This is a genomic window from Bradyrhizobium sp. USDA 4541, assembly GCF_024171085.1.
Taxonomy (GTDB): Bacteria; Pseudomonadota; Alphaproteobacteria; order Rhizobiales; family Xanthobacteraceae; genus Bradyrhizobium; species Bradyrhizobium australafricanum.
On record NZ_JALJZF010000001.1, the window covers coordinates 4,029,844 to 4,051,477 of the forward strand.

26 protein-coding genes are annotated in these 21,634 nt (G+C 64.6%); 12 read left to right on the forward strand and 14 right to left on the reverse strand.

Annotated features, from left to right (window positions below):
• Nucleotides 1–18: 18 nt before the first annotated feature.
• The 3 genes from J2R80_RS18845 to J2R80_RS18855 form a co-directional block, all read right to left on the reverse strand.
• Complete coding sequence (locus J2R80_RS18845; RefSeq protein ID WP_253639110.1) at nt 19–1,578, reverse strand: glycine betaine ABC transporter substrate-binding protein; 1,560 nt, start codon at nt 1,576–1,578, stop codon at nt 19–21.
• The gene (locus J2R80_RS18850) at nt 1,575–2,363 is read right to left on the reverse strand and encodes an ATP-binding cassette domain-containing protein (protein ID WP_076824282.1); all 789 of its coding nucleotides are present in this window, start codon (nt 2,361–2,363) and stop codon (nt 1,575–1,577) included. Before J2R80_RS18850 ends, J2R80_RS18845 begins: the two co-directional genes overlap by 4 nt.
• A 147-nt stretch (nt 2,364–2,510) precedes the next feature.
• Nucleotides 2,511–2,726 (reverse strand): hypothetical protein, encoded by a 216-nt coding sequence (locus J2R80_RS18855; protein WP_016844293.1) that lies wholly within the window; start codon nt 2,724–2,726, stop codon nt 2,511–2,513.
• Nucleotides 2,727–2,956: 230 nt separating this feature from the next.
• On the opposite strand from J2R80_RS18855, the gene J2R80_RS18860 reads away from it, so the two are divergent.
• The 4 genes from J2R80_RS18860 (at nt 2,957) to J2R80_RS18875 (ending at nt 5,315) form a co-directional block, all read left to right on the forward strand.
• On the forward strand, nt 2,957–3,793 hold the full coding sequence (locus tag J2R80_RS18860) for a hypothetical protein (protein ID WP_026193124.1): 837 nt from the start codon (nt 2,957–2,959) through the stop codon (nt 3,791–3,793).
• Between the two features lie 150 nt (nt 3,794–3,943).
• Nucleotides 3,944–4,615, forward strand: a complete 672-nt coding sequence (locus J2R80_RS18865) for a hypothetical protein (protein WP_229190056.1) — start codon at nt 3,944–3,946, stop codon at nt 4,613–4,615.
• Nucleotides 4,616–4,654: 39 nt separating this feature from the next.
• On the forward strand, nt 4,655–4,927 hold the full coding sequence (locus J2R80_RS18870; RefSeq protein WP_057015057.1) for a DUF3551 domain-containing protein: 273 nt from the start codon (nt 4,655–4,657) through the stop codon (nt 4,925–4,927).
• A 115-nt stretch (nt 4,928–5,042) separates the two neighbouring features.
• Nucleotides 5,043–5,315 (forward strand): DUF3551 domain-containing protein, encoded by a 273-nt coding sequence (locus tag J2R80_RS18875; RefSeq protein ID WP_016844297.1) that lies wholly within the window; start codon nt 5,043–5,045, stop codon nt 5,313–5,315.
• Between the two features lie 24 nt (nt 5,316–5,339).
• Here J2R80_RS18875 and J2R80_RS18880 read toward each other — a convergent pair whose 3' ends face one another.
• Genes J2R80_RS18880 through J2R80_RS18910 form a run of 7 tightly spaced genes read right to left on the reverse strand, consistent with a single transcriptional unit; the run spans nt 5,340 to nt 11,258 of the window.
• Nucleotides 5,340–6,536, reverse strand: a complete 1,197-nt coding sequence (locus J2R80_RS18880) for an FAD-dependent monooxygenase (RefSeq protein WP_253639111.1) — start codon at nt 6,534–6,536, stop codon at nt 5,340–5,342.
• 10 nt (nt 6,537–6,546) lie between these two features.
• The gene (locus J2R80_RS18885) at nt 6,547–6,942 is read right to left on the reverse strand and encodes a hypothetical protein (RefSeq protein ID WP_253639112.1); all 396 of its coding nucleotides are present in this window, start codon (nt 6,940–6,942) and stop codon (nt 6,547–6,549) included.
• A gap of 23 nt (nt 6,943–6,965) precedes the next feature.
• Nucleotides 6,966–7,148 (reverse strand): hypothetical protein, encoded by a 183-nt coding sequence (locus J2R80_RS18890; RefSeq protein WP_035632139.1) that lies wholly within the window; start codon nt 7,146–7,148, stop codon nt 6,966–6,968.
• Between the two features lie 39 nt (nt 7,149–7,187).
• A complete protein-coding gene (locus J2R80_RS18895) occupies nt 7,188–7,781 on the reverse strand; it encodes a 3-phenylpropionate/cinnamic acid dioxygenase subunit beta (RefSeq protein WP_156436025.1) in 594 nt (197 codons plus the stop codon).
• 32 nt (nt 7,782–7,813) lie between these two features.
• Nucleotides 7,814–8,620: an SDR family NAD(P)-dependent oxidoreductase gene (locus J2R80_RS18900; RefSeq protein ID WP_076824289.1), complete on the reverse strand. Its 807-nt coding sequence runs from the start codon at nt 8,618–8,620 to the stop codon at nt 7,814–7,816.
• Entirely contained in the window at nt 8,617–9,966 is a 1,350-nt protein-coding gene (locus J2R80_RS18905; RefSeq protein WP_253589652.1) for an aromatic ring-hydroxylating dioxygenase subunit alpha, read from the reverse strand. The genes J2R80_RS18900 and J2R80_RS18905 overlap by 4 nt, the downstream gene beginning before the upstream one ends.
• Nucleotides 9,967–10,022: 56 nt before the next feature.
• Entirely contained in the window at nt 10,023–11,258 is a 1,236-nt protein-coding gene (locus J2R80_RS18910) for an ABC transporter substrate-binding protein (protein WP_375162650.1), read from the reverse strand.
• 130 nt (nt 11,259–11,388) lie between these two features.
• Here J2R80_RS18910 and J2R80_RS18915 point away from each other — a divergent pair, with 130 nt between their 5' ends.
• Nucleotides 11,389–12,186, forward strand: coding sequence for an IclR family transcriptional regulator (locus J2R80_RS18915; protein WP_253639113.1), 798 nt, complete (start codon nt 11,389–11,391; stop codon nt 12,184–12,186).
• On the opposite strand, the gene J2R80_RS18920 is transcribed toward J2R80_RS18915, so the two are convergent.
• Nucleotides 12,162–13,085 (reverse strand): ketopantoate reductase family protein, encoded by a 924-nt coding sequence (locus J2R80_RS18920; RefSeq protein ID WP_253639114.1) that lies wholly within the window; start codon nt 13,083–13,085, stop codon nt 12,162–12,164. The genes J2R80_RS18915 and J2R80_RS18920 overlap by 25 nt on opposite strands.
• Between J2R80_RS18920 and J2R80_RS18925 the strand changes: the two genes are divergently transcribed.
• Genes J2R80_RS18925 through J2R80_RS18935 form a run of 3 tightly spaced genes read left to right on the forward strand, consistent with a single transcriptional unit; the run spans nt 13,084 to nt 14,886 of the window.
• Nucleotides 13,084–13,251, forward strand: a complete 168-nt coding sequence (locus J2R80_RS18925) for a hypothetical protein (RefSeq protein WP_168857129.1) — start codon at nt 13,084–13,086, stop codon at nt 13,249–13,251. The genes J2R80_RS18920 and J2R80_RS18925 overlap by 2 nt on opposite strands.
• Before the next feature lie 34 nt (nt 13,252–13,285).
• Nucleotides 13,286–14,101, forward strand: a complete 816-nt coding sequence (locus J2R80_RS18930; protein ID WP_057015064.1) for an ABC transporter ATP-binding protein — start codon at nt 13,286–13,288, stop codon at nt 14,099–14,101.
• Nucleotides 14,101–14,886, forward strand: coding sequence for an ABC transporter permease (locus J2R80_RS18935; protein WP_253639115.1), 786 nt, complete (start codon nt 14,101–14,103; stop codon nt 14,884–14,886). The genes J2R80_RS18930 and J2R80_RS18935 overlap by 1 nt, the downstream gene beginning before the upstream one ends.
• On the opposite strand, the gene J2R80_RS18940 is transcribed toward J2R80_RS18935, so the two are convergent.
• Nucleotides 14,883–15,716 carry a helix-turn-helix transcriptional regulator gene (locus tag J2R80_RS18940; RefSeq protein WP_253639116.1) on the reverse strand — a complete coding sequence of 278 codons (834 nt, stop codon included), beginning with the start codon at nt 15,714–15,716 and terminating at the stop codon, nt 14,883–14,885. The genes J2R80_RS18935 and J2R80_RS18940 overlap by 4 nt on opposite strands.
• A 92-nt stretch (nt 15,717–15,808) precedes the next feature.
• Here J2R80_RS18940 and J2R80_RS18945 point away from each other — a divergent pair, with 92 nt between their 5' ends.
• Nucleotides 15,809–16,693 (forward strand): SDR family oxidoreductase, encoded by an 885-nt coding sequence (locus J2R80_RS18945; RefSeq protein ID WP_253639117.1) that lies wholly within the window; start codon nt 15,809–15,811, stop codon nt 16,691–16,693.
• A 72-nt stretch (nt 16,694–16,765) separates the two neighbouring features.
• Here the strand turns inward: J2R80_RS18945 and J2R80_RS18950 are convergent, their stop codons facing one another.
• Together J2R80_RS18950 and J2R80_RS18955 are read right to left on the reverse strand one after the other, a co-directional pair.
• Nucleotides 16,766–18,091 carry a 4Fe-4S binding protein gene (locus J2R80_RS18950; protein WP_253639118.1) on the reverse strand — a complete coding sequence of 442 codons (1,326 nt, stop codon included), beginning with the start codon at nt 18,089–18,091 and terminating at the stop codon, nt 16,766–16,768.
• Between the two features lie 220 nt (nt 18,092–18,311).
• On the reverse strand, nt 18,312–18,761 hold the full coding sequence (locus J2R80_RS18955) for a cupin domain-containing protein (protein ID WP_253639119.1): 450 nt from the start codon (nt 18,759–18,761) through the stop codon (nt 18,312–18,314).
• Between the two features lie 190 nt (nt 18,762–18,951).
• Between J2R80_RS18955 and J2R80_RS18960 the strand changes: the two genes are divergently transcribed.
• The 3 genes from J2R80_RS18960 to J2R80_RS18970 are packed head-to-tail and all read left to right on the forward strand — an operon-like array spanning nt 18,952 to nt 21,471.
• On the forward strand, nt 18,952–19,977 hold the full coding sequence (locus J2R80_RS18960) for an ABC transporter substrate-binding protein (protein ID WP_253639120.1): 1,026 nt from the start codon (nt 18,952–18,954) through the stop codon (nt 19,975–19,977).
• Nucleotides 19,978–19,989: 12 nt separating this feature from the next.
• Nucleotides 19,990–20,691 carry an NUDIX hydrolase gene (locus tag J2R80_RS18965; RefSeq protein ID WP_253639121.1) on the forward strand — a complete coding sequence of 234 codons (702 nt, stop codon included), beginning with the start codon at nt 19,990–19,992 and terminating at the stop codon, nt 20,689–20,691.
• Between the two features lie 15 nt (nt 20,692–20,706).
• Complete coding sequence (locus J2R80_RS18970; RefSeq protein WP_253639122.1) at nt 20,707–21,471, forward strand: substrate-binding domain-containing protein; 765 nt, start codon at nt 20,707–20,709, stop codon at nt 21,469–21,471.
• Nucleotides 21,472–21,634: the final 163 nt, after the last annotated feature.

Genomic DNA, 21,634 nt, shown 5'->3' on the forward strand with positions numbered 1-21,634 from the left:
CGCAATGAAGGCGAGAGGCTATTTTCCGCCGACCTTCCCCCACAGCCAGCGCGCCACGGCGTCGGGCGACGATGATGCGTCGTTGCCCGACGCGCGCAAATTCGCCTCGCGCATCCCGGCGATATCGATCTTGCCGAGCAGCGGCCGCAGCGCCGCCTTGAGCGCCTCGTCGTCGCGCCGCTTTGGCGACAGCAGGACGATGGCGTCATAGGGCGGGATGGCGTGCCTGTTGTCCTCGAGCGTGACAAGATCGTATTTCGCGATCAATCCGTCGCTGGTGTAGCCCGCGATCACGTCGACCTCGCCGGAGGCAACCGCCGCATACATGAAATCCGGCTGCATCTGACGCTGGGCGCGGAACGTCAGCCCATAAGCCTTCTGGATGCCGGTCCATTCCGGCCGCGAGAAGAATTCATAGTCTCCGGCGATCGACATCGTCGCCGCGCGTGACGCGAGGTCGGCGATCGAATGGATGCCGAGCTCTTCGGCGCGCTGCCTCGGCATCACCAGCGTATAGGCATTCTCGAAGCCGAGCTCGCCGAACAGCGTGATGTCTTGCTTCGCCAGCGTTGTCTGCAATTCGCCCAACAGCTCGGCGCGGGGCTTGATGTCGGTGTGGTGGAACTGGTTGGCCCACAGCGTTCCGGAATAGTCGACATAGACATCGATATCGCCGGCCGCGAGCGCGTCGAAGATCACGTTGGAGCCGAGGCCGGCGCGGGTCGTGGCCGGAAGGCCCGCCGCCTGTAGCCGCTGCGCGATCAACGCCGACAGCACATATTGCTCGGTAAAAGTCTTGGCGCCGACCACGATGCCCGCATGCGGGCGCGCGATCGCGGGCACCACCGTCGCCGCGATCAAGGCGGCAATACCGAGCCCGCCGAGTGCCGTCCGGATGCGGCTGCGATTCCGCAGGCCGTTCTCGATCAGCGCCAGCAATTGGTCAACCACAAGCGCGAGCACGGCCGCAGCGAAACAGCCGAACAGCACGAACACCCAGTTCTGGGTCTGCAATCCCGCGAAGATGTAGTTGCCGAGGCTGGTCTGGCCGATCGGCGTCGACAAGGTGGCGGTGCCGATTACCCATACCGCCGCGGTGCGGATCCCGGCCATCATCACCGGCAGCGCCAGCGGCAGCTCGACCATGGTGAGCGATTGCCGCGGCGTCATGCCGACGCCCTGGGCGGCTTCCAGCACCGCCGGATCGACCCCGGACAGGCCGGTGATGGTGTTGCGCAACACCGGCAGCATCGAATAGAGCGCGAGCGCCAGCACGGCGGGCAGGAAGCCGAAGGCGGAGAAGCTGAAGCCGAGCCACGCTGCGGTCAACGCGGCGAGCGCCAGCAGCAGCGGATAGAACAATGCGAGCAGCGCGAGACCGGGCACGGTCTGCACGATGCTGGCAAGCCCGAGCAACGTCGTGCGCAGCACCGGCCGGTTACGCGCGATGATCGCAAGCGGCAGGCTGATCAGGAGCCCGAGCGCCAGCGCGGCGACGCTGACCCGCACATGATTGCCGAGATAGTCGGGCAGATGGGAAAGCGCCTCGCTCCAGCGCGGATCGGCCGATAGAGTCATGCCGTGTCGCCCCGCGGCAGCAAAGCGCCCAGGCGTTCCGCCTGCCGCCGCGGCGTGCGCATCAGTTCGCCGACATAGCCGTCGGTGCTGGCCGAGAGCTCCGCCGGCGTGCCCTGGGCCAGCAGCCTGCCGCCGCGCATCACCGCGACACGATCGGCCAGCAGCAACGCCTCGGTCATGTCGTGGGTGATCATGACCGTGGTCAGGCCGAGCTCGCGGTGCAGCGTTCGATAATCGTCGCCGAGCGCGTCGCGGGTGAGGGGATCAAGCGCGCCGAACGGCTCGTCCATCAGCACGATGCGCGGCTTCGCAGCCAGCGCACGCGCGACGCCTATGCGTTGACGCTGGCCGCCGGAGAGCTCGTGCGGCAAACGCTCGCGATATTGTGAGTTGTCGAGCCGCACAAGGTCGAGCAGTTCATCGACCCGCGCCGAGATCTCCGCCTGCGTCCAGCCGAGCAGATGTGGCGTGATGCCGATGTTGTCGGCGACGGACAGATGCGGAAACAGCCCACCGCTCTGGAACACATAGCCGATGCGGCGCCGCAGCAGGATCGGGTCGATGCGGCTGACATCCTCACCCTCGACCGCGATCCGGCCGTGGTCGGCTTCGATCAGGCGATTGGCGAGCCTCAGCAGCGTCGTCTTGCCGGAGCCCGAGCCGCCGACGATCGCCAGGAATTCACCCTCGGCCACGTCAAGCGAGACGTCGTCGACCGCCACCACGCGACCACTGTCAAAACTCTTGCCGACATGCGCATAGGCAATCAGCGGCGTTGCGGGCATTCCAGGGCGACCTCATGTCTCACCGTCGTTAACGACAGTGATAGCCCATAAATTGGACTTTGACTCGAGGCGCGGGCGCCTGCGCGGTGGTTTCGCAGGCTGTTCCGGTCGAAGCGGGTCAGCCCCGTCCGAGGCTGTGAGCACACATCACACTTCGTTCTTGGGTACGTACTTGCCCATGATGCATTTATAGCTCTGCAGGTGCCATTCGTGATACGGCCCCTTGGCGAGCCAATCGGCGATGCCGATCTGCGCATTCACTGCGCAGGCGCCCATGGTGATGCCGGATTGGTCACTGGTGGTGACGACCTTTTCCATGCAGAGTTGAGCATTGCAGAGGATGGCGACGAGCGTAACGAGCATGACGGCCTTTATCAGTGGGGTTAACCCGGTCTGACCCGAATCATGCAGGGTTCATGCCACTATCAGCAGCCTTGGCGTCGCAGCCGACAAGACCGGGAAAGTACGGCCGGAGCGAATCGTCACGCCCGTCAGCGCGTAGCCGCACGCCCGTAGATACGCTATAGTCGCTGCCCAACTACGGCGTGAGATCGGGGCGAGCGAGGAACGTTGCGCGGTCGGGGGCTGCATCGATGATGACGTTACCTGAGTTGGCGGCAGGTGCTTTGGAGAAGTTTCTCGCCACGCATGTCAGCCGCACCTTCGGCGCTTCGCAGGCGCGCTTCGGCGAACTCCTGCCGGCCGCCGCGCGCATCGCGCTGGAATGCATCGGCAACAGCGACGCGCTCTACCACAATGTCGAGCACACGATGCTGGTCACGCTCGCCGGGCATGACATCATCCGCGGCCGCGCGCTGCACACCCACGTCACCGCCGAAGATTACACCCACACCATCATCGCCTGCCTGACTCACGACATCGGCTATGTGCGCGGTCTTTTGAAAGGCGATGGACCCGATGGCTACGTCATCGATGCCTCCGGCAACAAGGTGGTGCTGCCGCGTGGCTCGTCGGATGCCGGCCTGATGCCGTATCATGTCGACCGCTCGAAGCTTTATGTGCTCGACAGGCTCGAGGCCGTCCTTCCACTCGATCGCGAGCGCGTCGCGCGCAACATCGAGGGTACGCGGTTTCCGGCGCCCGAAGGCCAGCAATATGACGATGAGGCGTCGATCGTCCGGGCGGCCGATTTCATCGGTCAGCTCGGCGATCCCAACTATATCAGGAAGGCCAACGCGCTCTATCACGAGTTCGAGGAGGTCGGCATCAACCGCCAGCTCGGCTATGAGTCGCCGGCCGATATCGTCGACCGCTATCCGCAATTCTACTGGAACATGGTTGCGCCGCACATTCAGGGCGCCATCAACTGCCTGAACATGACGGCAAGCGGCCGCCAGTGGATCGCGAACCTCTATAGCAACGTGTTCCGCGCCGAGCGCGAGGTGACGCTGTCCGGCCCGCAAATCTGACGCCGCGGCCTTTCAGCACGGATTGTGCTGCGTTCCCAGCCGTTCGCGTGGTGTCCACATTTAGGCCTGCTTCGTCGTTGCACAGTCCATGGAAATCAGCGACCTTGCGCCATGGACCCCTCCAGCGACCGTGTTTTCGACCGTTTCAGCATGATCTCCCGTTTCGCTCAATTGATTGCGGCTGCCGTTCTCTGCTGGCCGGCGCTGGCCGTTGCCGCCGGTCCGGTCTACGACGTCGATCTGTACGCGTTGATGTCCGGCACTTGCCGCAACGTCACCGTCGCCGGCCGCAGCTACACCTGCAAGGCGGTCGCCTATTTCCACACCCTGCGCGGCCGTTCCGAATTCACCGTGGTGCTCGACGATCCCGCCGACAAGAGCCACATCATCTCGTTCTCCGGCGAGAGCACCGAGCGCACCCAGGACAATCTGTTCGAGCTCGCGGTCGACCGCATGTTGCTGAAGTCGAGCGACCGCCCGCGGGTGGATGGTCTGCCGGTGCCGCTGGTCGAGATGTCGACGGGCTCATGCCGTCAGGTCGGAAGCTTCATCACGCGGCAGGTGTCCACCATCACCTGCGCCGCCACCGACCAGAACGGCAAGAAATACGAGCTGAGCTTCGAGTCGGACGGCTCGCCGATGACGTTGCGGCGGTTGCGGCAATCGACGCTGCCGTCCGAACGGCAGCGGGCGCGCCAGATCGCGCAGCTCGAATGCCGTCTCAAGGCGCGCGCCGCGCAAGTGCTGCCGCGGGACACGACGGCCTTCATGATCCGCTGCCTCGGTGAGGGCGACGGCAAGCCGGCCGACGAGCAACGATAGCCGGGCCCTGCGTTCCGGACGAGGCTTGAGGAGAATTCGATGCGCTTGAAACTCATCATCATCGCCGCCGTCGGCGTTTGCATCGCCGGGCCCGCCCCCGCACAGATGTACGATCCGAACTATCCAGTGTGCCTGGAAGTCTATGGCGGCAGGCTGACGCCCGAGTATATCGATTGCAGCTACACGTCGCTTCCGCAGTGCCAGGCGACGGCCTCGGGACGCTCCGCGACGTGTTCGGTCAATCCGTTCTACAAAGGTCCGAAAAAGCCGCCAAAGCAACGGGGGCAGCGACAACGCCAGTCCGCCAACTAGCGCGCTCAGGCTTGCCGCCTGCCGTCGCTCAAGACTGTATGGCCGTCGTGTCCCCAGTGCGGTTGACTAACTCCGGCAGTTGTGAGGAAACGGTCCGAGCAATAAGGAGAATCCGATGCGCCTGAAACTTTTCGCGATCGCTGCGTTCGCGGTCGCGCTGGCCCGACCTGCCGCCGGACAGGCCTATGATCCGAACTATCCGGTCTGTTTGCATCTCTATAACGGGCCGATGGCCGGAGACCACATCGATTGCAGCTACACCTCGATCCCGCAGTGTCAGGCGACGGCATCGGGTCTCTCTGCGATGTGCATCGTCAATCCCTTCTTCGCTCCTCCGCCACCACCGCCGGAACGTCCGGTGCGCCGCGGACGCCATCCCGTTCAGTGAGGCGGGCCCGCGAAACTCGTCCCGTCAAAGCGGCACACGCAAGGCATCGTAGGTGAACAGCCAATCATAGCGCTCGCGCACCCGGTCCGGCTGCCATTCGCGCGAGACATAGGCGTCGGCGCCTTCGGCGTCGGCAAGCGCGGGATTATGGAAGCGCCTGGCATTCTCGGCCGACTTCACCACGATCGCGTTCGTCCGCGTCAGCCGTGCGGTCTGGTAGCGCTGCAGCGCTTCCTCGGGCGGGAAGCCTTCAAGACAGCGCGGCACCATGCCGTCCTCGATCGCCATGTTGGCGCCCTGGGCCAGGAATGGCAGTGTTGGATGCGCGGCGTCGCCGAGCAGGCAGGCGCGCCCGACGACGAAGCGGTCGAGTGGGTCGCGGCCGAGCAGCGCCCATTTGTAGGGAATATCGAGGTTCGCGATAATGGTGTGGATCTGCGGATTCCATCCGGCAAAGGCTCTGCTGCAGGCCTCGCGCGTGCCGCGTTCGGTCCACGATTCGACCGACCAGCTCTCACCCTCGAAAATACCGACGAAGTTCAACAGCTCGCCGCGGCGAACCGGATAGGTGATGACGTGGCCGCCCGGGCCGATCCAGTTGGTGCCGACGTCCCGTTGCAGGCTCGCCGGTAGCCGTTCCATCGGCACCAGGCCGCGCCAGGCGGCCACGCCCGAGAAGAACGGTTTGGTGTCGCCGCCGATCTGCCGGCGAATTTCGGAGTGCACGCCATCGGCGCCGACCACGGCGTCGCCGCGCCGACGCTCGCCGTTGGCAAAGTCCAGCCAGATGCCGTCGCCGTCCTGGTCAAATCCGGTGCAGCGGCTGCCAAGATGCAGGCGCCCCGGCGCCCGAACCGTGAATGCGTCGACCAGCACGCGGTGAAAGTCGCCGCGATGCACCATCCAGTAGGGCGCGCCATAGATCGCGCGCGAGGAGGCGCCGAGGTCGAACAGTTTCCAGGTCCGCCCGGTGCTGAACAGCCTGATCTCCTTGCCCGAGGGCTCGCAGGCGATCGCCTGCATCTCTTGCTCAAGCCCGAGCGCGATCAGGACGCGTGTGCCGTTGGCGCTGAGCTGGACACCGGCGCCGAGCTCGCGCAGCTCGGACGCCTGCTCGAAGATCTCGACCTCGATGCCACGCTGCAGCAGCGACAATCCGGCGACAAGGCCGCCGATCCCGGCGCCGGCAATCAGGACCTTTGGCCTGCGGTGTGTACTCACGCGAACTCCGCTATCTGCGCGTGATCAGGAAGTCGTCGGTGAATTCGCCGCGCGACAGCTTGACCGGGATCTCGCCGTCGCTGCCGATCTCGACGATCTCCGAGCCGGACTTGTTATCCTGAGGGGTTAACAGCTCGATGCGCTCGGCGATCCGCTCCGCCTGCCAATCGGTCAGTTTCCAGGCAAAGCGGCCGCCGAGATCGCGCATGCCGAATTCGTCGTCGGCAGGCGCCAGCACCAGCGCGTTGCGCGAGACGGCGCCGGGAATCCGCTCCGCGACGGCAATGGTCTGCGGGTCCTCGGCAAAGCGCCGCAGCAGCATTGCCAGGGCGGCGAGATCGGCAGATTCGCCGAGGAACAGGAACAGCGGATTAAAATCGCTCGGCATGTATTCAAATCGCAGCATGATCGTCGGTCCGTTGACTGGGATTACTCGCTGAGCACCTTGATGACGTCCTGGGCGTGGCACAGCTCCACCGTGCCAACGTCGGCGGGCCGGGCAGGGCACTCCAGATAGCGCACCTGCAGCCACTGGCCATCGTCCATGTTCTCCACCACTTCGGCGACGACGCCGGCCTCCAGTTTCAGCCGCGTCCCCACCTTGATCGCCATCACGTCAATCATCGCTACCCTTGCAATCCTTGGACCCTCTCAAAAGAACGTCGTGAGATTCTTGGCCAGCAGGATATTCTGTTCAAGCAATATCTCGCGCCGCGCGATCTTCCAGCCAGTGTCGGTCAGGCGTAGCGCGTCGTTGCGACGGCCGACGAAGATGTAGGTCTCGTACTCGACGCGGTTCTGATAGACGAGGAAGCGGCTGGTGACATCGAGCTCATGGGCTGCATCGATGTCGGGCCGCGCGCCCTTGATCTGCGCATTGCTGACCATATGCGTGATCCGCGACAGCGGCTCCTCAGCATAGTGCACCCCGGTCAGGATCTGCTCGACCCGTTTGGTCAATGTCCATTTGTCCTCGTCGAACCAGCTGATGCCTTCGCCGCGTTTGGTGTTCTCGCGCGCGGCCTGCTGGCCGAACTTCACGTTGCGGCGGATCGGCATGAAATAGCTGATGTCGTCGGTGAGTAGCTCGAGCCAGTCGCGGAAGCGCCGGTCGTCGAGTAAATCGGCCTCGTGGTAGTAGAAATCCTCGACATCGGCCTTCAGCCGGTAGTAGGCCGCCGATCGCTCGATCGCGGCGTTGCCGGCGTGTTGTTGTTGGTCCTGATCCTGAACGGTCGTCGTCATCGCTATCTCCTCATCAGGCATCGCAGGGGTTGTCAGAGCGCCGGCTTGGGCGGGATCGGTCCGCCCTGCTGGGCGAAGCAGCCGACATCGATCACGGTGCCGGACAGCGTTTCGGCTTCCGGCGACAGCAGGAAGGCGACCACATTGGCGATGTCGTCACCGGCGGCGACGCGGCCCGCGGCGGTGCCCGGCGCGCCCTTGCCGAAACGAGCCGCATCGCCGCCGACACGACCGAGGCTCATGCCGCTGACGATGCCGCCGCCGCCGGGAATCACGGTGTTGACGCGAATGCGCTGGTGGAAGAAGTCGTAGGCCATCGCTGCGCTCAGCGCGACAACGCCGCCCTTGCTCGCGCTGTAGACCGCCATGTTCGGCTTGCCCCAGCCGGCGCCGGATCCGATGTTGACGATCGAGCCGCCGCCTTGCGCGATCATGTGCGGGATCGCGGCGCGGCTAGTCAGATACGGTCCTTTCAGATTGACGGCGATGATCCGGTCGAACAGCGCCTCGTCGGTGTCGAGCACTGTGCCGAGCGGGCCGATCGCGGCGTTGTTGACGACGCCGTCGATGCGCCCGAACCGCGCCATCGTGTGGGCGACCACCTTGGCGACATCGCCGGCCCGCGATACGTCGGCTTCCATCAGTTCGGCGGAGAGGCCTTCGCGATCAAGCTCGTCACGCAGGGCCGGAATGGCGTTCTGCGCGGTACTCGAGACCTGCGCCGCCTCGAGACCGAAGGCGACCACCGCGTGGCCGCGCCGCGCGAGGCCGAGCGTGATCGCGCGGCCGATGCCGAAGGTGCCCCCGCTGACGAGGACGGTTTTTGCGGGCGCGCTCATTCTGCGGCCTGCCGGTTGCCGGCGGGTGATCCGAGCAGTTCGTGCCAGTCGCCGCCCTGCATGTAGGTGGTCCAGCGGCGATAGAAGCCGCGTGCGATCTGCTCAGTGACTTGCGTGGAGACATCGCCGCCGAGCGGATGATCGGTGACGTAGGCGCCCATCGACTGCTGATAGTTGAAGGGATAGCGCCGCGCCACCGTGCCGGTGCTCGCCGCGGTCGCATAGAGCCAGTTCTCCATGTCGTCCTGTTCGGTCATGCCGGCGGGGCCGGAGTAGCGCATGTAGTAGCGGCGCAGATATTCCTTGGCTTCGTTCGGCGCGTCCTTGTCGACCAGGAAGAAGCGCCAGCCTTCGGTCGAGGTCGGGCTGTGCGGATGCCAGGCGCAAAGTCCGCGCGGCTGACGGCCGTGATAGGAGGTGTTGGGGAAGATCGTGCCGACGAACGGCAGCAGCCGCGCCCCTTCGCCGAGCCGCCGCTTGCGCTCCTCGAAACAGTGTCGGAAGTATTTTTCGAGGATCGGGTTGTCGAGGAAGGACTCGATATATTCATTGGCCTCCGGCTGGATCGCGCTGTGCACGCCATGGCCTTCCGGAAAGCTGATCCAGACGTGCTGTGCTTTCTCCAGCTCGTCGTCGCGGCGACCCTTCTTGCCGGCGGCAGCGCTCGGCCCGATGCCGATCAGGTCGACCGAGCGATGGCTCGGGTTGTGATAGGTGTCGCCGAGGAAATTCTCGGCGGCGAATTTCCAGTTGGCGGGGAATACCCATTTGTGGACGCCGATCACCTCGGAGCCGCCCTCGCGGCCGTCGCGGCAGTCGAGCGCCTGGTCGAGATGGATCTTGGCATCGCCGAGATAGGTGATGAAGTCGGGCGCGTCCTTGTCCCAGGTCGCCCAGATTGAGCCCTTGTAGTTGCAGAGCTTCGCCACCGAGACCAGCGAGTTGGCCTCGCGGTCGAGCACCCCGTCGTACAGTGTCCGGTGCAGCGGAACGCCCTGCAGCTTGCCGTCGGTGGTGTAGGTCCAGCTGTGATAGGGGCAGGTGAACAACGACGTGTTGCCCTGCTCGTAGCGGCACACCTTCATGCCGCGGTGCCGGCACGAATTGAGAAAGACGTGGATCTCGCCCTTCTTGTCGCGGCAGAGGATGACGGATTCCTCGCCCATCCGCGAGGTGTAGAAGTCGCCGGGATTGGGCACCAGGCTTTCGTGGCCGACCAGCAGCCAGGCGCGGGTGAAGACCTTGTCGAGCTCCTGCCGATAGATATCGGCATCCACGAAGATCTCGCGGCTGATGAAGCCACCCTTGACGTCAACAAGCTGATCGAAATCGTTGCGAAGCGGCATCGGCTCCTCCTTGATCTTGCATGCGCGACCGCGCGTCGCGGCGATAATGGTGCGTCCTACTTGTCGAGCTTGCAGCCGCCCGTTCCCTCGGGGCGGAAGGCCTTGTCGCCGGGGATGGCTGCGATCTTCTGGTAGTAGTCCCAGGGATATTTGCTCTCATCCGGCTTCTTCACGCGGTAGAGCGAGAGGTCGTAGACGACGCGGCCGTCCTTGCGGATGTGCGCGGGGCGGCCGAAGAAATCGACCGGCAGCTTGCGCATCTCGACGTTCACCGCCTTCGCCTCGTCGCTGCCGCCGGCCTCGATCGCCTTCAGATAGTGGCGCACGGCGGCGTAGGTCGCGGCCTGCAATTTGGTCGGTTCACGCTTCTCGATCTCGATGAAGCGCTTGGCGAAGGCGCGGGTGCCGTCGTCATCATCCCAGTAGTATTGGGACGCGATGTACATGCCCTGCGCGTCGCGCAGGCCGATCGAATGGACGTCGGAGATGAAGGTCAGCATGCCGACGATGGTCTGCCCGCCCTGTTGCAGGCCGAATTCGTGGGTCTGCTTCACCGCGTTGACGGTGTCGGCGCCGGTGCCGGCCAGCGCCACCACCTTGGCGCCGGAGCTCTGCGCGGCCAGCAAAAAGGATGAGAAGTCGGTGGTGTTGAAGGGATAGCGCACCGCGCCGAGCACCTTGCCGCCCGTATCGGTCACCGCGCGCGAGGCGTCCTTCACCATCGCGGTGCCGAACGAGTAATCGACCGCGACGAAGAACCATTCCTTGCCGACGCGGCGGCTCAGCTCGCCGACCAGGCCGGCCGACAGTGCGTAGGTGTCGTCGGCCCAATGCGTGACGACGGGCGAGCATTTGTCGCCGGTCAAATCGGACGTCGCGGCGCCCGAGACCAGCGCGGTGCGGTTGCTCTGCGTTGCAAGGCCGGCGACGGCGAGTCCGACCGAGCTCACGGCGAGATCGGTCACCGCGTCGACATGCTCGACGTCGAACCATTGCCGCGCGATTCCGACCGCGACGTCCGGCTTGTTCTGGTGATCCGCCGAGATGATCTCGATCGGCTTGCCCAGCACCTTGTTGTGAAAATCCTCAGCGGCAAGCTTGGCGGCGGTCACCGAGCCCGGCCCGCCGAGATCGCGGCCGCTGCCGTAGTCACCCAGCACCGCAATCCGCACTACGCCGTCCGAGATGCCTGAGCCGTCGGGTGCGGCGTACGCCAGCGGCGCTGTGAGCATCAGCGTGGCGATCGCGGCGGCGGCCCATCTGCGCGAGGTGTTTGTCTCAAGCAATTCCAATCCTCCCGTCGATTTTCGAATGTCCATCTGGTGGACATTATTCTCATAATTTGCGATACTATCCGGGCGGGCCGATTGGTCAGGCGCGCTGGATGCAGCGCGCCCCTGCCGATTTTGCGGATGTGGACGGATGGCAAAGAAACCGAAGGCGGAAGTTCAGGACGCCGAGCAGGGGGCGTCAGGCGTGCGGGCGGTCGACCGCGCGATCGCGATCCTGCAATGCTTCAGGCTGGATCAGCCGGCGATGAGCGTGATCGAGATCCAGAAGCGGGTCGGGCTGAGCCGGCCGACGCTCTATCGCCTGCTGCAGACGCTGGCGCAGCGCGACCTGATCCAGGCCGAAGGCGACCCGCAGCGTTTCCGGTTGTCGCACGGCGTGATGAAGCTGGCCCATGTCTGGCTGAAGGGTCTCGAGGTGGTCGCGATCGCGCGCCCGGTCGTCGAAGGCCTGCGCGAGGCGACCGGCGAGACCGCAGCGTTGTTCCGCGAGCAGGACGATCGCGGCATCTGCATCCTCGAATGCGAGAGCCGTCACGTGCTCTCGATCAGCCGCGGCGTCGGCCACAGTCTGAGCCTGATCCAGGGATCGACCGGCAAGGCGATGCTGGCCTTCATGGACCCGAAGCGGCAGGCCGCGCTTCTTGCCAGCATTGCAAAGAGCGCGGACCGTGCGCGGCTCGAGGACGCGCTGACCATTGCGCGGCGCAACGGCTATGCGACCAGCCATGGCGAGATCTTCGCCGGCGCGGTCGCCGTCTCCGCGCCGTGTTTCGATCACCGCGGCGAGGTGGTCGGTTCGGTCGGCCTCTACGGACCGAGCGCGCGCATCGACGAGCGGAAGCTATTGGAATATTCAAAGCTGGTGCGCGAGGCCGGGCGGCAGATTTCGGTTCTGCTGGGCTATCAGGACGGCGCGCCCATCGCATAGGGCTTCAACACCGCATAGAGCATGTCGTGCGTCGGCGTCGGGACGCCGAGCTTGCGGCCGAGCTCGACCACCTTGCCGTTCAGCCACGGCAGTTCGAGCCGGTTGCCACGCTCGAGATCGAGCGCCATCGAGGCCTTCATCGCCGGCGGCGCGTGTCCGATGAAGTCGAGCACTTTCGTCAGCGCATGCGGCGGCAGCCTGATGCCGTTGGCGTGCGCGACGGCGATGATCTCCTCGCAAGCCGATACGAAGAGCGGGCGCAAATCGGGATCGTCGCGCAGCTTGCCGATCGGCAGCCTGGTGACCGCGGTCATGCCGGCATTGGTGGCGAGGCCGACGAACTTCATCCAGAGCTCGGTGTTGATCTGCTCGCTCAAGGTCGCGTCGAAGCCGGCCTTCAGGCAGAGATCGAGCAGCGCCTTGCCGCGCGGCGTGATGCGGCCGTCGAGCTCACCGAAGATCATGCGCATGAAGGTGCCGACCTGGTTGATGACGCCAGGCTTGATGATCGAGGCCGAGATCTGTGCCACGCCGCCCATCACCGCGTTGCGTCCCAGGATCGGGACCAGCCTGTCGGGCGCGTCGATGCCGTTCTGCAGCGGGATCACCGCGGTGTCGGGGCCGACCATCGGCCTGATGTGTTGGCCGGCGCTCTCGACGTCCCACAGCTTGACGCAGAACAGCACGATATCGACCGGGCCGACGCTTGCCGGATCGTCGGTCGCCTGGGTCGGGACCAGATGGGTTTCGCCGCGGCCACCCTGAACCTTCAGCCCCTCGCTGCGCATGGCGGCCAAATGAGCGCCGCGCGCGATAAAGGTGACGTCGGCGCCGGCATGCGCGAGCGCCGCACCAAAGCCGCCCCCGACGCCTCCGGCGCCCACCACTGCGATCCGCATGATTGTCTCCTTGTTCGTCGCTTTGGGCTGCAGCCTCGACGATGTCGGCGCAATGCGCAACCCGGTTGCGCAATTGCGCAACCCCGGCCTGTCTGAAAATCGCGTGACCACAGCCTTGTTTGCTACGCCATCTTCCTGCGTTGAACTTGCCTGCCCGAACCGCTAAGCCATCTCGGAAAGTTCGGGAGGGATGCGTGGCGATGACGGAGCCGACGGCGGTCGCGCTTGACAGTGCGACGGTGGCGTTTCGGTTGGCGGATGGACGCGTCTATACCGCGGTCGAACGGGCCAATCTTTCGGTTGATCATGGCGAGTTCGTCGCCATTGTCGGTCCGACCGGATGCGGGAAGTCGACGCTGCTGAACGTCACGGCTGGGCTGCTCAAGCCCGCGGCCGGAACAGCAAGGATCTTCGACAAGCCGCTGAGCGGCCTCAACCGTGATGCCGGCTACCTGTTCCAGGCCGATGCACTGTTCCCCTGGAAGACCGCGATCGACAATGTCGCGATCGGGCTCGAGATATCAGGCACGCCGCGCGCCGAGGCGCTCGCGCGCGCGCAGAAATGGCTGACCTCGGTCGGGCTCGGCGCCTTCGCCAATCGCTATCCGCACATGCTGTCGGGCGGCCAGCGCAAGCGTGTTGCGCTGGCGCAGGTCCTGATCCGCGATCCGAAGATCCTGCTGATGGACGAGCCGTTCGGTCCGCTGGACGCCCAGACCCGGCAGATCATGGGCAATCTGCTCTTGGAATTGTGGAGCGCCGACCGCAAGGCGGTGCTGTTCGTCACCCACGATCTCGAGGAGGCGATCGCGCTGGCCGATCGCGTCGTGATCATGTCGGCCGGTCCTTCCGCGCGCATCATCGGCGACTGGCGCATCACGCTGCCGCGGCCGCGCGACATCGCCGAGATCCGGATGGAGAAGGATTTCCATGCCCTGCACCGCGAGATCTGGGGCGTGCTGAAGGACGAGGTTATGAAGGGTTATGTCCAGTCGACGCAGGCGGGAGCTGCCTGATGTCGCGCGTCACACTGTTGTCCCTGCAGGTTCTGGTCGCCGTCGTCACGCTGGCGCTGTGGCAGGTCTTCTCCACCGTGCCGGTGTTCGGCAAGGTGCTGTTGCCGCCGTTCTTCTTCTCCAATCCGCTCGACGTCTTCAGCCAAATCGTGAAATGGTTCTCGACCGGGGTGATCTGGAAGCATCTCGCGATTACGCTGTGGGAATCCATCCTCGCCTTCGTGATCGGCTCGGCCGGCGGCATTCTGGTCGGCTTCTGGTTCGCGCGGCAGCCGCGCGTCGCCGCGGTGTTCGATCCCTATGTGAAGATGGTCAACGCGCTGCCGCGCGTGGTGCTGGCGCCGATCTTCGCGCTGTGGTTCGGGCTCGGCGTCTGGTCCAAGGTCGCGCTCGGCGTGACCTTGGTGTTCTTCATCGTGTTCTTCAACGTCTACCAGGGCGTCAAGGAAGTGCCGACCACGGTGCTCGACAATGGCCGCATGCTCGGCATGAACGAGCGGCAGCTGATGCGCCACGTCTACTGGCCGTCGGCGCTGTCCTGGATGTTCTCCTCGCTGCACACCTCGGTCGGCTTTGCCGTGGTCGGCGCGGTGGTCGGCGAATATCTCGGCTCCGCCGCCGGCCTCGGCTACCTGATCCAGCAGGCCGAGGGCGTCTTCGACGTCGCCGGCGTGTTCGCGGGCATGTTCGTGCTGTCCGCCTTCGTCATCCTGATCGACATGGGCGTGACGATGGTCGAGAATCGGCTGCTGCTGTGGCGGCCGACGCCGGTGACGCATGATTAGGGTACTGCCTCGATCAACCCGCGGATATTCTCCGTCACCTCCGGGTCAATCGGATTGTAGACGATCATGCTGAGGTCGGGCCGGCCATCGACCGCGAACGCCGAATATTCGAACTTGACCTGACCCAGGATCGGGTGCCGCAGCTGCTTGACGCCCTCGCCATGGGCTCGCACGTCATTGTCGCGCCACAGCGCCGCGAATTCCGGGCTGAGCCGGCACAACTCGTCGACGAAGGGTTGCACCTCGGCAGCTGCGCCGGCGCGCGCAGCGTCCACCCTGAAGGCGCCGACCACGAAGCGCGCCACGCTGGCCCAGTCATGTTGTGCCGCGCGGACGCGCGGATCGAGGAACATGAAGCGCAGCACGTTGCGCTCGCGCGCCGGCAGCGATCCGTAGTCCGTCAGCATGACGGTCGCGGCCCGGTTCCAGGCGACGATATCCCAGGTTGCGGTGCGTATCACGGCGGGGCGCGGCTCCAGCGCGTCGAGCACGCGCTGCAGCCGGGGGGTGACGCCTTCGCTCTTCTGGTAGCGCACCTCGGGCGTGCGGCCGAGGCCGAGCAGGAACAGATGCTCGCGCTCGACATCGGTCAGCATCAGCGCACGCGCGATGCGGTCGAGCACATCGGCCGAGGGCGCGCCGCCGCGGCCCTGTTCGAGCCAGGTGTACCAGGTCGCGCTGATGTTGGCGCGCTGCGCCACCTCTTCGCGGCGCAGGCCCGGCGTGCGCCGCCGCTCCGGCGGAAAGCCGAACACGGCCGGATCGAGCCTGCTGCGGCGGTCCTTCAGGTAGGCGCCGAGCAGGTTCTCTTGCGCGAGCGGTTCGCTCATCCTGTTAGCTATTATACCATGATAAGGTCACTACTTTAACAGGATAGCGCGCAGGGCCAGATTTGTCTCCAACGAAACCTGGAGACTTCCTCATGCGTGTGTTCGTCACTGGTGCCACCGGATTCATCGGCACGCCCGTCGTCAAGGACCTGATCGCCGCCGGACATCAGGTTCTTGGTGTGGCCCGTTCGGACGAGGGGGCGAACGCGATCTCTGCCATTGGCGCGGAGGTTCTTCGCGGCTCGCTCGAGGACCTTGATAGCTTACGCAAGGGGGCGAGCGCTTCGGATGCTGTCATTCACCTGGGCTTCGTTCACGACTGGTCTAATTTCGCGAAGAGTTGCGAGATCGACCGCCGCGCCATCGAAGCGCTGGGTTCTGTTCTGGCCGGATCGGACAGGCCGCTGATCGTGACCGGGGGCTTGGCGGGATTGGCCGCGCCCGGCCAGATCGCGACTGAGGACCAAACGATATCGCCGGATTTCTCATTTCCCCGTGTGTCGGAACAGACGGCCCTGTCGCTAAAGGGCGTCCGCGCGTCGGCCATGCGTCTTCCCCAGGTCCACGATCCCGTCAGGCAGGGTCTCATCACCCCCTTGATCGCGGTGTACCGCGAAAAGGGCGCGTGCGCCTATCTCGGCGATGGGCAAAATCGCTGGCCGGCGGCGCATGTTCTCGACGTGGCGCGTCTCTACCGGCTGGCCATCGAAAAGGCTGAGCCGAACGCAAGGTATCACGCCGTCGCGGAAGAGGGGGTCTCGATGCGCGATATTGCCGAAACGATCGGACGGCGGCTGAAGCTGCCGGTCAAATCCATCGCCCCGCAAGAGGCGCAGGCCTTCTTTGGCTGGCTCGGCACGTTCGCGGCATACGACATGGCGGCTTCCAGCGAGCAGACGCGCAGGAAGCTTGGATGGCAGCCGACCGGGCCGGGGTTGATTGCCGATCTCGAACAGCTGATCGATTCCGCGCAGTAAGAAGCAGCGCAGTAGGATGCGTAGGGTGGGATAGCCGAAGGCGTAAGCCACCCTACGCACCTACGCTGCGGCTCAGAGCGGGAAGCACCGCATGTAGGCGGCGAACAATGCTTCGTCGCTGTAGCTCACCAGCTTCGCGGCAATCGCGTCGGCCAGTTCGAGGTCGCGGTTCTGCACGCGCAGCCAGGCCTGGGTATCGGCGGTGATGGTCAGAGCCGCCTCTCCGACATGCCGTCCCGGCACGACCTGGAGATCCTTGCCCTTGATCGCAACGGTCATGTCCAGCGCGCTCGTGCCGGTGAAGCGCAGATGCGTCACGAAATCCAGACCTCGGGCCCTGCCGCGCTGGAATCCGAGCGAGAGCGAAAAGATATAGGCCTGCAGACTGCCGGTATGGCGGCCAGACGTGACAGGCTGAAGTTTTTTGTGCGGAAAGCGCCGCGTCACCGTGTCCTCGGCGTCGGTATCCGGGATCACGTAGACGAACTCGTCCTTGTCGATCAGCGGCTGCACCACATCGGAGAAGTGGGCGTCGCGATCGTGGAGGAAGGGGCCGATCACGTCTTCGCCGGCCGGGCAAGCCGAAATGCAATAGGCCGCCTTGTAGCCAGGCTTGAACGACAGCGATTGCCAGATGTTTAGCGTCTCGGTGCGGGGAACGCGGGCGCGATAATCCCTTGCGTCCTTTGCATCCGCGACCTTCTCCACCCACTGCGAGAAGTTGCCGAGAAAGTCGTGATAGTTGTGGGTGTGGCAGGACAGGAAATCGAAGCCGCCGTCCGGCTTGATGGCGCCGACCGGGCAGGCCGCGACGCACAGTTTGCACTCCAGGCAGGGATTGTAGTCGATCGGGTGGTCATGCGCGTCGACCTCGCATCCGAGCAGGATGGTGCCGAGCAGGACGAAGCTGCCGAATTTCGGGTGGATGACGCTGCGATGGATTCCCATGCGGCCGAGACCGGCTTCCACCGCTATCGGCTTGTGCTGGACCATCATGATCCTGGGCAGGTCCATCTCCATCGGGAACGCGGCAACCGAGTTGCAGGCCGGGATGCCGTGCTCGTCGAGCGCGCGAACGATGGCACGCGCGGTTTCGTTGACGTGATCGTAGGTGCTGTGGAATTCCTCGTTGGCGACCGAGCGCGAGGGCGAGCGCACCGGCTCGCGGTTCATGTGGCAGACGATCGCGAGCAGGGAGCGCGTCCGGCCATAGACCTTGCGAATGAAGTCCCGCTGCGGCGCGATGGCGGCCCGTTCGAACTCGATGATGCCGACATCATCGGCTCCGCATCTGCGCGCGATGTCCTTGATCAGTTCCGATGAAACCGGGACGTCGCGGACCGGTTCGCTGCTGCGAGCGCGCACAGCCCTGACCGTGGGGTGATCGTCCAGGCTCATGGGTCTAGCTTTCTATTAAATGACGATCGTCATATTATGGAGCGAACGAACTTGAGGCAAGTGAATTATCTGTCAAGTGTCATGTCATGGAACCGGCGCTGGCGCGCGCGCGACTTTCGTCATTGCGAGGAACGAAGCGACGAAGCAATCCATGGGTCCGCCTATCCGGAGAGATGGATTGCCTTCGCTTCGCTCGCAATGACGTTGAGGATGGCCGTAATCAATCCAGCAGCTTGGTATCATCCGGCGCCTGCGGCGGCGTCTTGATCGCGATGGCCTTGATGGCGCGGCCGTTCGGCTTGGTGCCGCCATGCGGCGTGCCCTTCGGGATCACGATCAGGTCGCCCGGCTTCACCGTCACTTCCTTGTCGCCGAGCCAGACTGTGCCGGTGCCTTCGAGGACGAACTGCATCTCGTTGGTGTTGGGATGCATGTGCTTCGGCACATTGCCGTCCTGGATAGAGACGGTGGCGCCGTCGGCGGAGACGAACATCTTGGAACGGAAGCCGACCTTGTTGGCGTCGCCGAGCTTGTCGCCCTCCATCTCGCCGGTGTGGATGACCCGCGCCGTGATGTTTTCGGCGGCGAGCGCCGGCCGCAGCAAATGGGTGATGCCACAGCTCGCGGCAAAGGCGGTAGCGATCGACAGCGCGGTTGCAATACGATTCATGAAGACCTCCCTTGATGTTTCCCTTGAAGTATTCTTGGTACTTATGGTTTTGGCGCTTCTTCTGCGTTTTCTTGTATCCGCGATGCTATGCCGCCCCCCCCCCCCCGCAGGCTTGACCAGCTGTCGGAAAGTCGCCTTCTCAAGGCCTGCCGGCTCCTCTATCTTGCCGGCCAGTCGAACGGAGGACGTCATGAACAAACTGCTTGGCAAGCTTGCCGGAATGCTGCTGGCGCTGACCCTGTCCACGGGCCTTGCCGCGGCGCAAAGCAAGATCACCATCGCGGTCGGGGGCGGCGCTTGCCTGTGCTATCTGCCCACCGTGCTGGCCAAGCAACTCGGCGAATACGACAAGGCCGGGCTCGCGGTCGAACTGGTCGACCTCAAGGGCGGCTCGGATGCGCTCAAGGCCGTGCTCGGCGGCAGCGCCGACGTCGTCTCCGGCTATTTCGACCACTGCGTCAATCTTGCGGCCAAGAAGCAGGAGCTGCAGGCCTTCGTGGTCTATGACCGCTATCCCGGCCTCGTGCTGGTGGTGTCGCCGAAGCACACCGGCGAGATCAACTCGATCAAGGATCTCGCCGGCAAGAAGGTCGGCGTCAGCGCACCGGGCTCCTCGACCGATTTCTTCCTGAAATATCTCTTGAAGAAGAACGGCCTCGATCCTACGGGCACCGCCGTAATCGGCGTCGGCCTCGGCGCCACTGCGGTGGCCGCGATGGAGCAGGGCCAGATCGACGCCGCCGTGATGCTCGATCCTGCCGTCACCGTGCTGCAGGGCAGCTACAAGGACCTCAAGATCCTCAGCGACACCCGCACCCAGCACGACACGCTTGCGGTGTTCGGCGGCGAATATCCCGGCGGCGCGCTGTATTCGACCGCGGCCTGGGTCAACGGCCACGAGAAGGAGGTGCAGGCGCTGACCAATGCGATCATGGCGACGCTGGCCTGGATCCATTCGCACAGCGCCGAAGACATCATGGCCAAGATGCCCAACGAGCTCGTCGGCAAGGACAAGGCGCAGTATCTCGCGGCCCTGAAGAACACGATCCCGATGTATTCCGAGACCGGCAAGATGGACCCCAAGGGCGCAGAGGCGGTGCTCGCGGTGTTCAGCGAAGGGTCACCCGATGTCGCGAAGGCCGGCATCGACGTCACCAAGACCTACACCAACAAGTTCGTCGACCAGGTCAAGAAGACGACCGGAAACGCGAAGTAAACACGTTCGGATATGCAGTCTCCGCTCATTTGTCGTGTCACCGCGCTCGACCTTGCCTTGCAGCGGCGTCCCTGGCCGTTTGCGGACGAGCGGCGCGTCGAGATTGACGCGCATTTCGCCGAGCAGCAGCGGCTGAACCCGAACCTGTGGAACGGCCGCGTGCTGCTCGGGCGCGATCCGGTCTTCGCCGGCGAGCGGCTTAGCGCGAGCTATTTCGAGACCGATTTCGCGAGCTTCCTCGCCTGGCGCGACTGGGGTTTTCCGGACAGCGAGGTATTCAACGGTTTCGGCATGGGCGCGCTGCTCGCCAGCGACGGTGCCTTCGTGTGCGGGGTGATGGGCGAGCAGACCGCGAATGCCGGACGCATCTATTTTCCGTCAGGGACGCCCGACCTCGACGATATCAGGGGCGACACGGTCGATATCGCCGGCAGCGTGATGCGCGAACTCGAGGAGGAGACGGGACTGTTGCCGTCGGATTGCCGCGGCGACGCCGACTGGCACTGCATCTACACCGGGCCTGCGCTTGCGATGATGCGGATCCTGCGCGTCGATATGCCCGGTGACGCGCTGCGGGCGCGGATCGAGGCCAATCTCGCGCGCCAGGCAAATCCCGAGCTTGCTGGCATCCATCTGGTGCGCAGCCGCGCCGATCTCACTCCCGCAATGCCGCGCTTCGTCACCGCATTCATCGAGACGCAGCTGCCGGCCTAGGCAACGGAATGCGCAATGACCGAGCAAGGCACCGCTGCCGCTGCGTCGACACCGGCAATCGCCGATGGCCCCAACACGATCAAGGTCATCATTTCGGGTGGATTCGCCGCGGTCTACCGCGACGTGCTGCCTGAATTCGAGCGGAGCACGGGCATCAGGGTGGAGACTGGATCTGGCGCGTCGGAGGGCACCGGTCCGAAGACGATCAGGCACCAGCTCGCGAACGGCACCAAAGCGGACGTGGTGATCCTTTCGCGTGAGGGACTTCGAAGTCTGATCGAAGATGGCCGAATTCGTGTGGGATCGGAAGTCGGACTGGCGACCGCACCTTTGGCCGCGGCGGTCCGAGCAGGCTCTCGCAAGCCGGACATCGGCAATGATGTCGCGTTCAGGAAAGCCTTGATCGATGCCGGCCAGGTGGTGGCGCCGAGCAGCACGAGCGGGCAGTACGTCCGCGACAAGGTTTTCCCCAGGCTGAACTTGCCGGACACGGTCAGGCTCACCCTCGAGGCGCGCGGAACCGAAGCGGCCGAAGCGCTGAGAGCAGGCAAGGCAAATCTCTCGATCGGCCCGACCAGCGAACTGGTTCAGGAGGGCGGCATCGAAGTTGTCGGTTTGTTGCCGCCAGATTTCCAGCTGGTCCAGACCTTCACGGCCGCGATCGTCAGCGACGCGCAAGCGCCGGAAGCCGCCAAGCGCCTGATCGATTTTCTTGTCTCGGACAGCGATATCTTGCTCGCGGCCATCAAACGGGCCGGCATGGAACGGCCCCGCGGATAAATTGCCGCTGCCACGCGCGCGCCCGAGCACCGTGCGTCGGCACCGTTCCGCCGAAACTTTGCGCAAGCCTGCGCGGTGCGGACGTAGCCATCGCGCTTGACATCATCGGCCGCTCCCCCTGTGATAGGGCGGCACGACAACAAAAAATGCAGTGCACAATCTC

What these genes read in the sequence shown, in the direction of transcription:
- J2R80_RS18870 (WP_057015057.1), top strand. Translation starts at nt 4,655, where the DNA reads ATGCGCTTGAAACTCATCATCATCGCCGCCGTCGGCGTTTGCATCGCC.
- J2R80_RS18970 (WP_253639122.1), top strand. Translation starts at nt 20,707, where the DNA reads ATGACCGAGCAAGGCACCGCTGCCGCTGCGTCGACACCGGCAATCGCC.
- J2R80_RS18905 (WP_253589652.1), bottom strand. Translation starts at nt 9,966, where the DNA reads ATGCCGCTTCGCAACGATTTCGATCAGCTTGTTGACGTCAAGGGTGGC.
- J2R80_RS18950 (WP_253639118.1), bottom strand. Translation starts at nt 18,091, where the DNA reads ATGAGCCTGGACGATCACCCCACGGTCAGGGCTGTGCGCGCTCGCAGC.
- J2R80_RS18945 (WP_253639117.1), top strand. Translation starts at nt 15,809, where the DNA reads ATGCGTGTGTTCGTCACTGGTGCCACCGGATTCATCGGCACGCCCGTC.
- J2R80_RS18895 (WP_156436025.1), bottom strand. Translation starts at nt 7,781, where the DNA reads ATGACGACGACCGTTCAGGATCAGGACCAACAACAACACGCCGGCAAC.
- J2R80_RS18860 (WP_026193124.1), top strand. Translation starts at nt 2,957, where the DNA reads ATGATGACGTTACCTGAGTTGGCGGCAGGTGCTTTGGAGAAGTTTCTC.
- J2R80_RS18865 (WP_229190056.1), top strand. Translation starts at nt 3,944, where the DNA reads ATGATCTCCCGTTTCGCTCAATTGATTGCGGCTGCCGTTCTCTGCTGG.
- J2R80_RS18930 (WP_057015064.1), top strand. Translation starts at nt 13,286, where the DNA reads ATGACGGAGCCGACGGCGGTCGCGCTTGACAGTGCGACGGTGGCGTTT.
- J2R80_RS18940 (WP_253639116.1), bottom strand. Translation starts at nt 15,716, where the DNA reads ATGAGCGAACCGCTCGCGCAAGAGAACCTGCTCGGCGCCTACCTGAAG.
- J2R80_RS18875 (WP_016844297.1), top strand. Translation starts at nt 5,043, where the DNA reads ATGCGCCTGAAACTTTTCGCGATCGCTGCGTTCGCGGTCGCGCTGGCC.
- J2R80_RS18855 (WP_016844293.1), bottom strand. Translation starts at nt 2,726, where the DNA reads ATGCTCGTTACGCTCGTCGCCATCCTCTGCAATGCTCAACTCTGCATG.
- J2R80_RS18960 (WP_253639120.1), top strand. Translation starts at nt 18,952, where the DNA reads ATGAACAAACTGCTTGGCAAGCTTGCCGGAATGCTGCTGGCGCTGACC.
- J2R80_RS18900 (WP_076824289.1), bottom strand. Translation starts at nt 8,620, where the DNA reads ATGAGCGCGCCCGCAAAAACCGTCCTCGTCAGCGGGGGCACCTTCGGC.
- J2R80_RS18845 (WP_253639110.1), bottom strand. Translation starts at nt 1,578, where the DNA reads ATGACTCTATCGGCCGATCCGCGCTGGAGCGAGGCGCTTTCCCATCTG.
- J2R80_RS18850 (WP_076824282.1), bottom strand. Translation starts at nt 2,363, where the DNA reads ATGCCCGCAACGCCGCTGATTGCCTATGCGCATGTCGGCAAGAGTTTT.
- J2R80_RS18915 (WP_253639113.1), top strand. Translation starts at nt 11,389, where the DNA reads ATGGCAAAGAAACCGAAGGCGGAAGTTCAGGACGCCGAGCAGGGGGCG.
- J2R80_RS18920 (WP_253639114.1), bottom strand. Translation starts at nt 13,085, where the DNA reads ATGCGGATCGCAGTGGTGGGCGCCGGAGGCGTCGGGGGCGGCTTTGGT.
- J2R80_RS18965 (WP_253639121.1), top strand. Translation starts at nt 19,990, where the DNA reads ATGCAGTCTCCGCTCATTTGTCGTGTCACCGCGCTCGACCTTGCCTTG.
- J2R80_RS18885 (WP_253639112.1), bottom strand. Translation starts at nt 6,942, where the DNA reads ATGCTGCGATTTGAATACATGCCGAGCGATTTTAATCCGCTGTTCCTG.
- J2R80_RS18955 (WP_253639119.1), bottom strand. Translation starts at nt 18,761, where the DNA reads ATGAATCGTATTGCAACCGCGCTGTCGATCGCTACCGCCTTTGCCGCG.
- J2R80_RS18890 (WP_035632139.1), bottom strand. Translation starts at nt 7,148, where the DNA reads ATGGCGATCAAGGTGGGGACGCGGCTGAAACTGGAGGCCGGCGTCGTC.
- J2R80_RS18925 (WP_168857129.1), top strand. Translation starts at nt 13,084, where the DNA reads ATGATTGTCTCCTTGTTCGTCGCTTTGGGCTGCAGCCTCGACGATGTC.
- J2R80_RS18935 (WP_253639115.1), top strand. Translation starts at nt 14,101, where the DNA reads ATGTCGCGCGTCACACTGTTGTCCCTGCAGGTTCTGGTCGCCGTCGTC.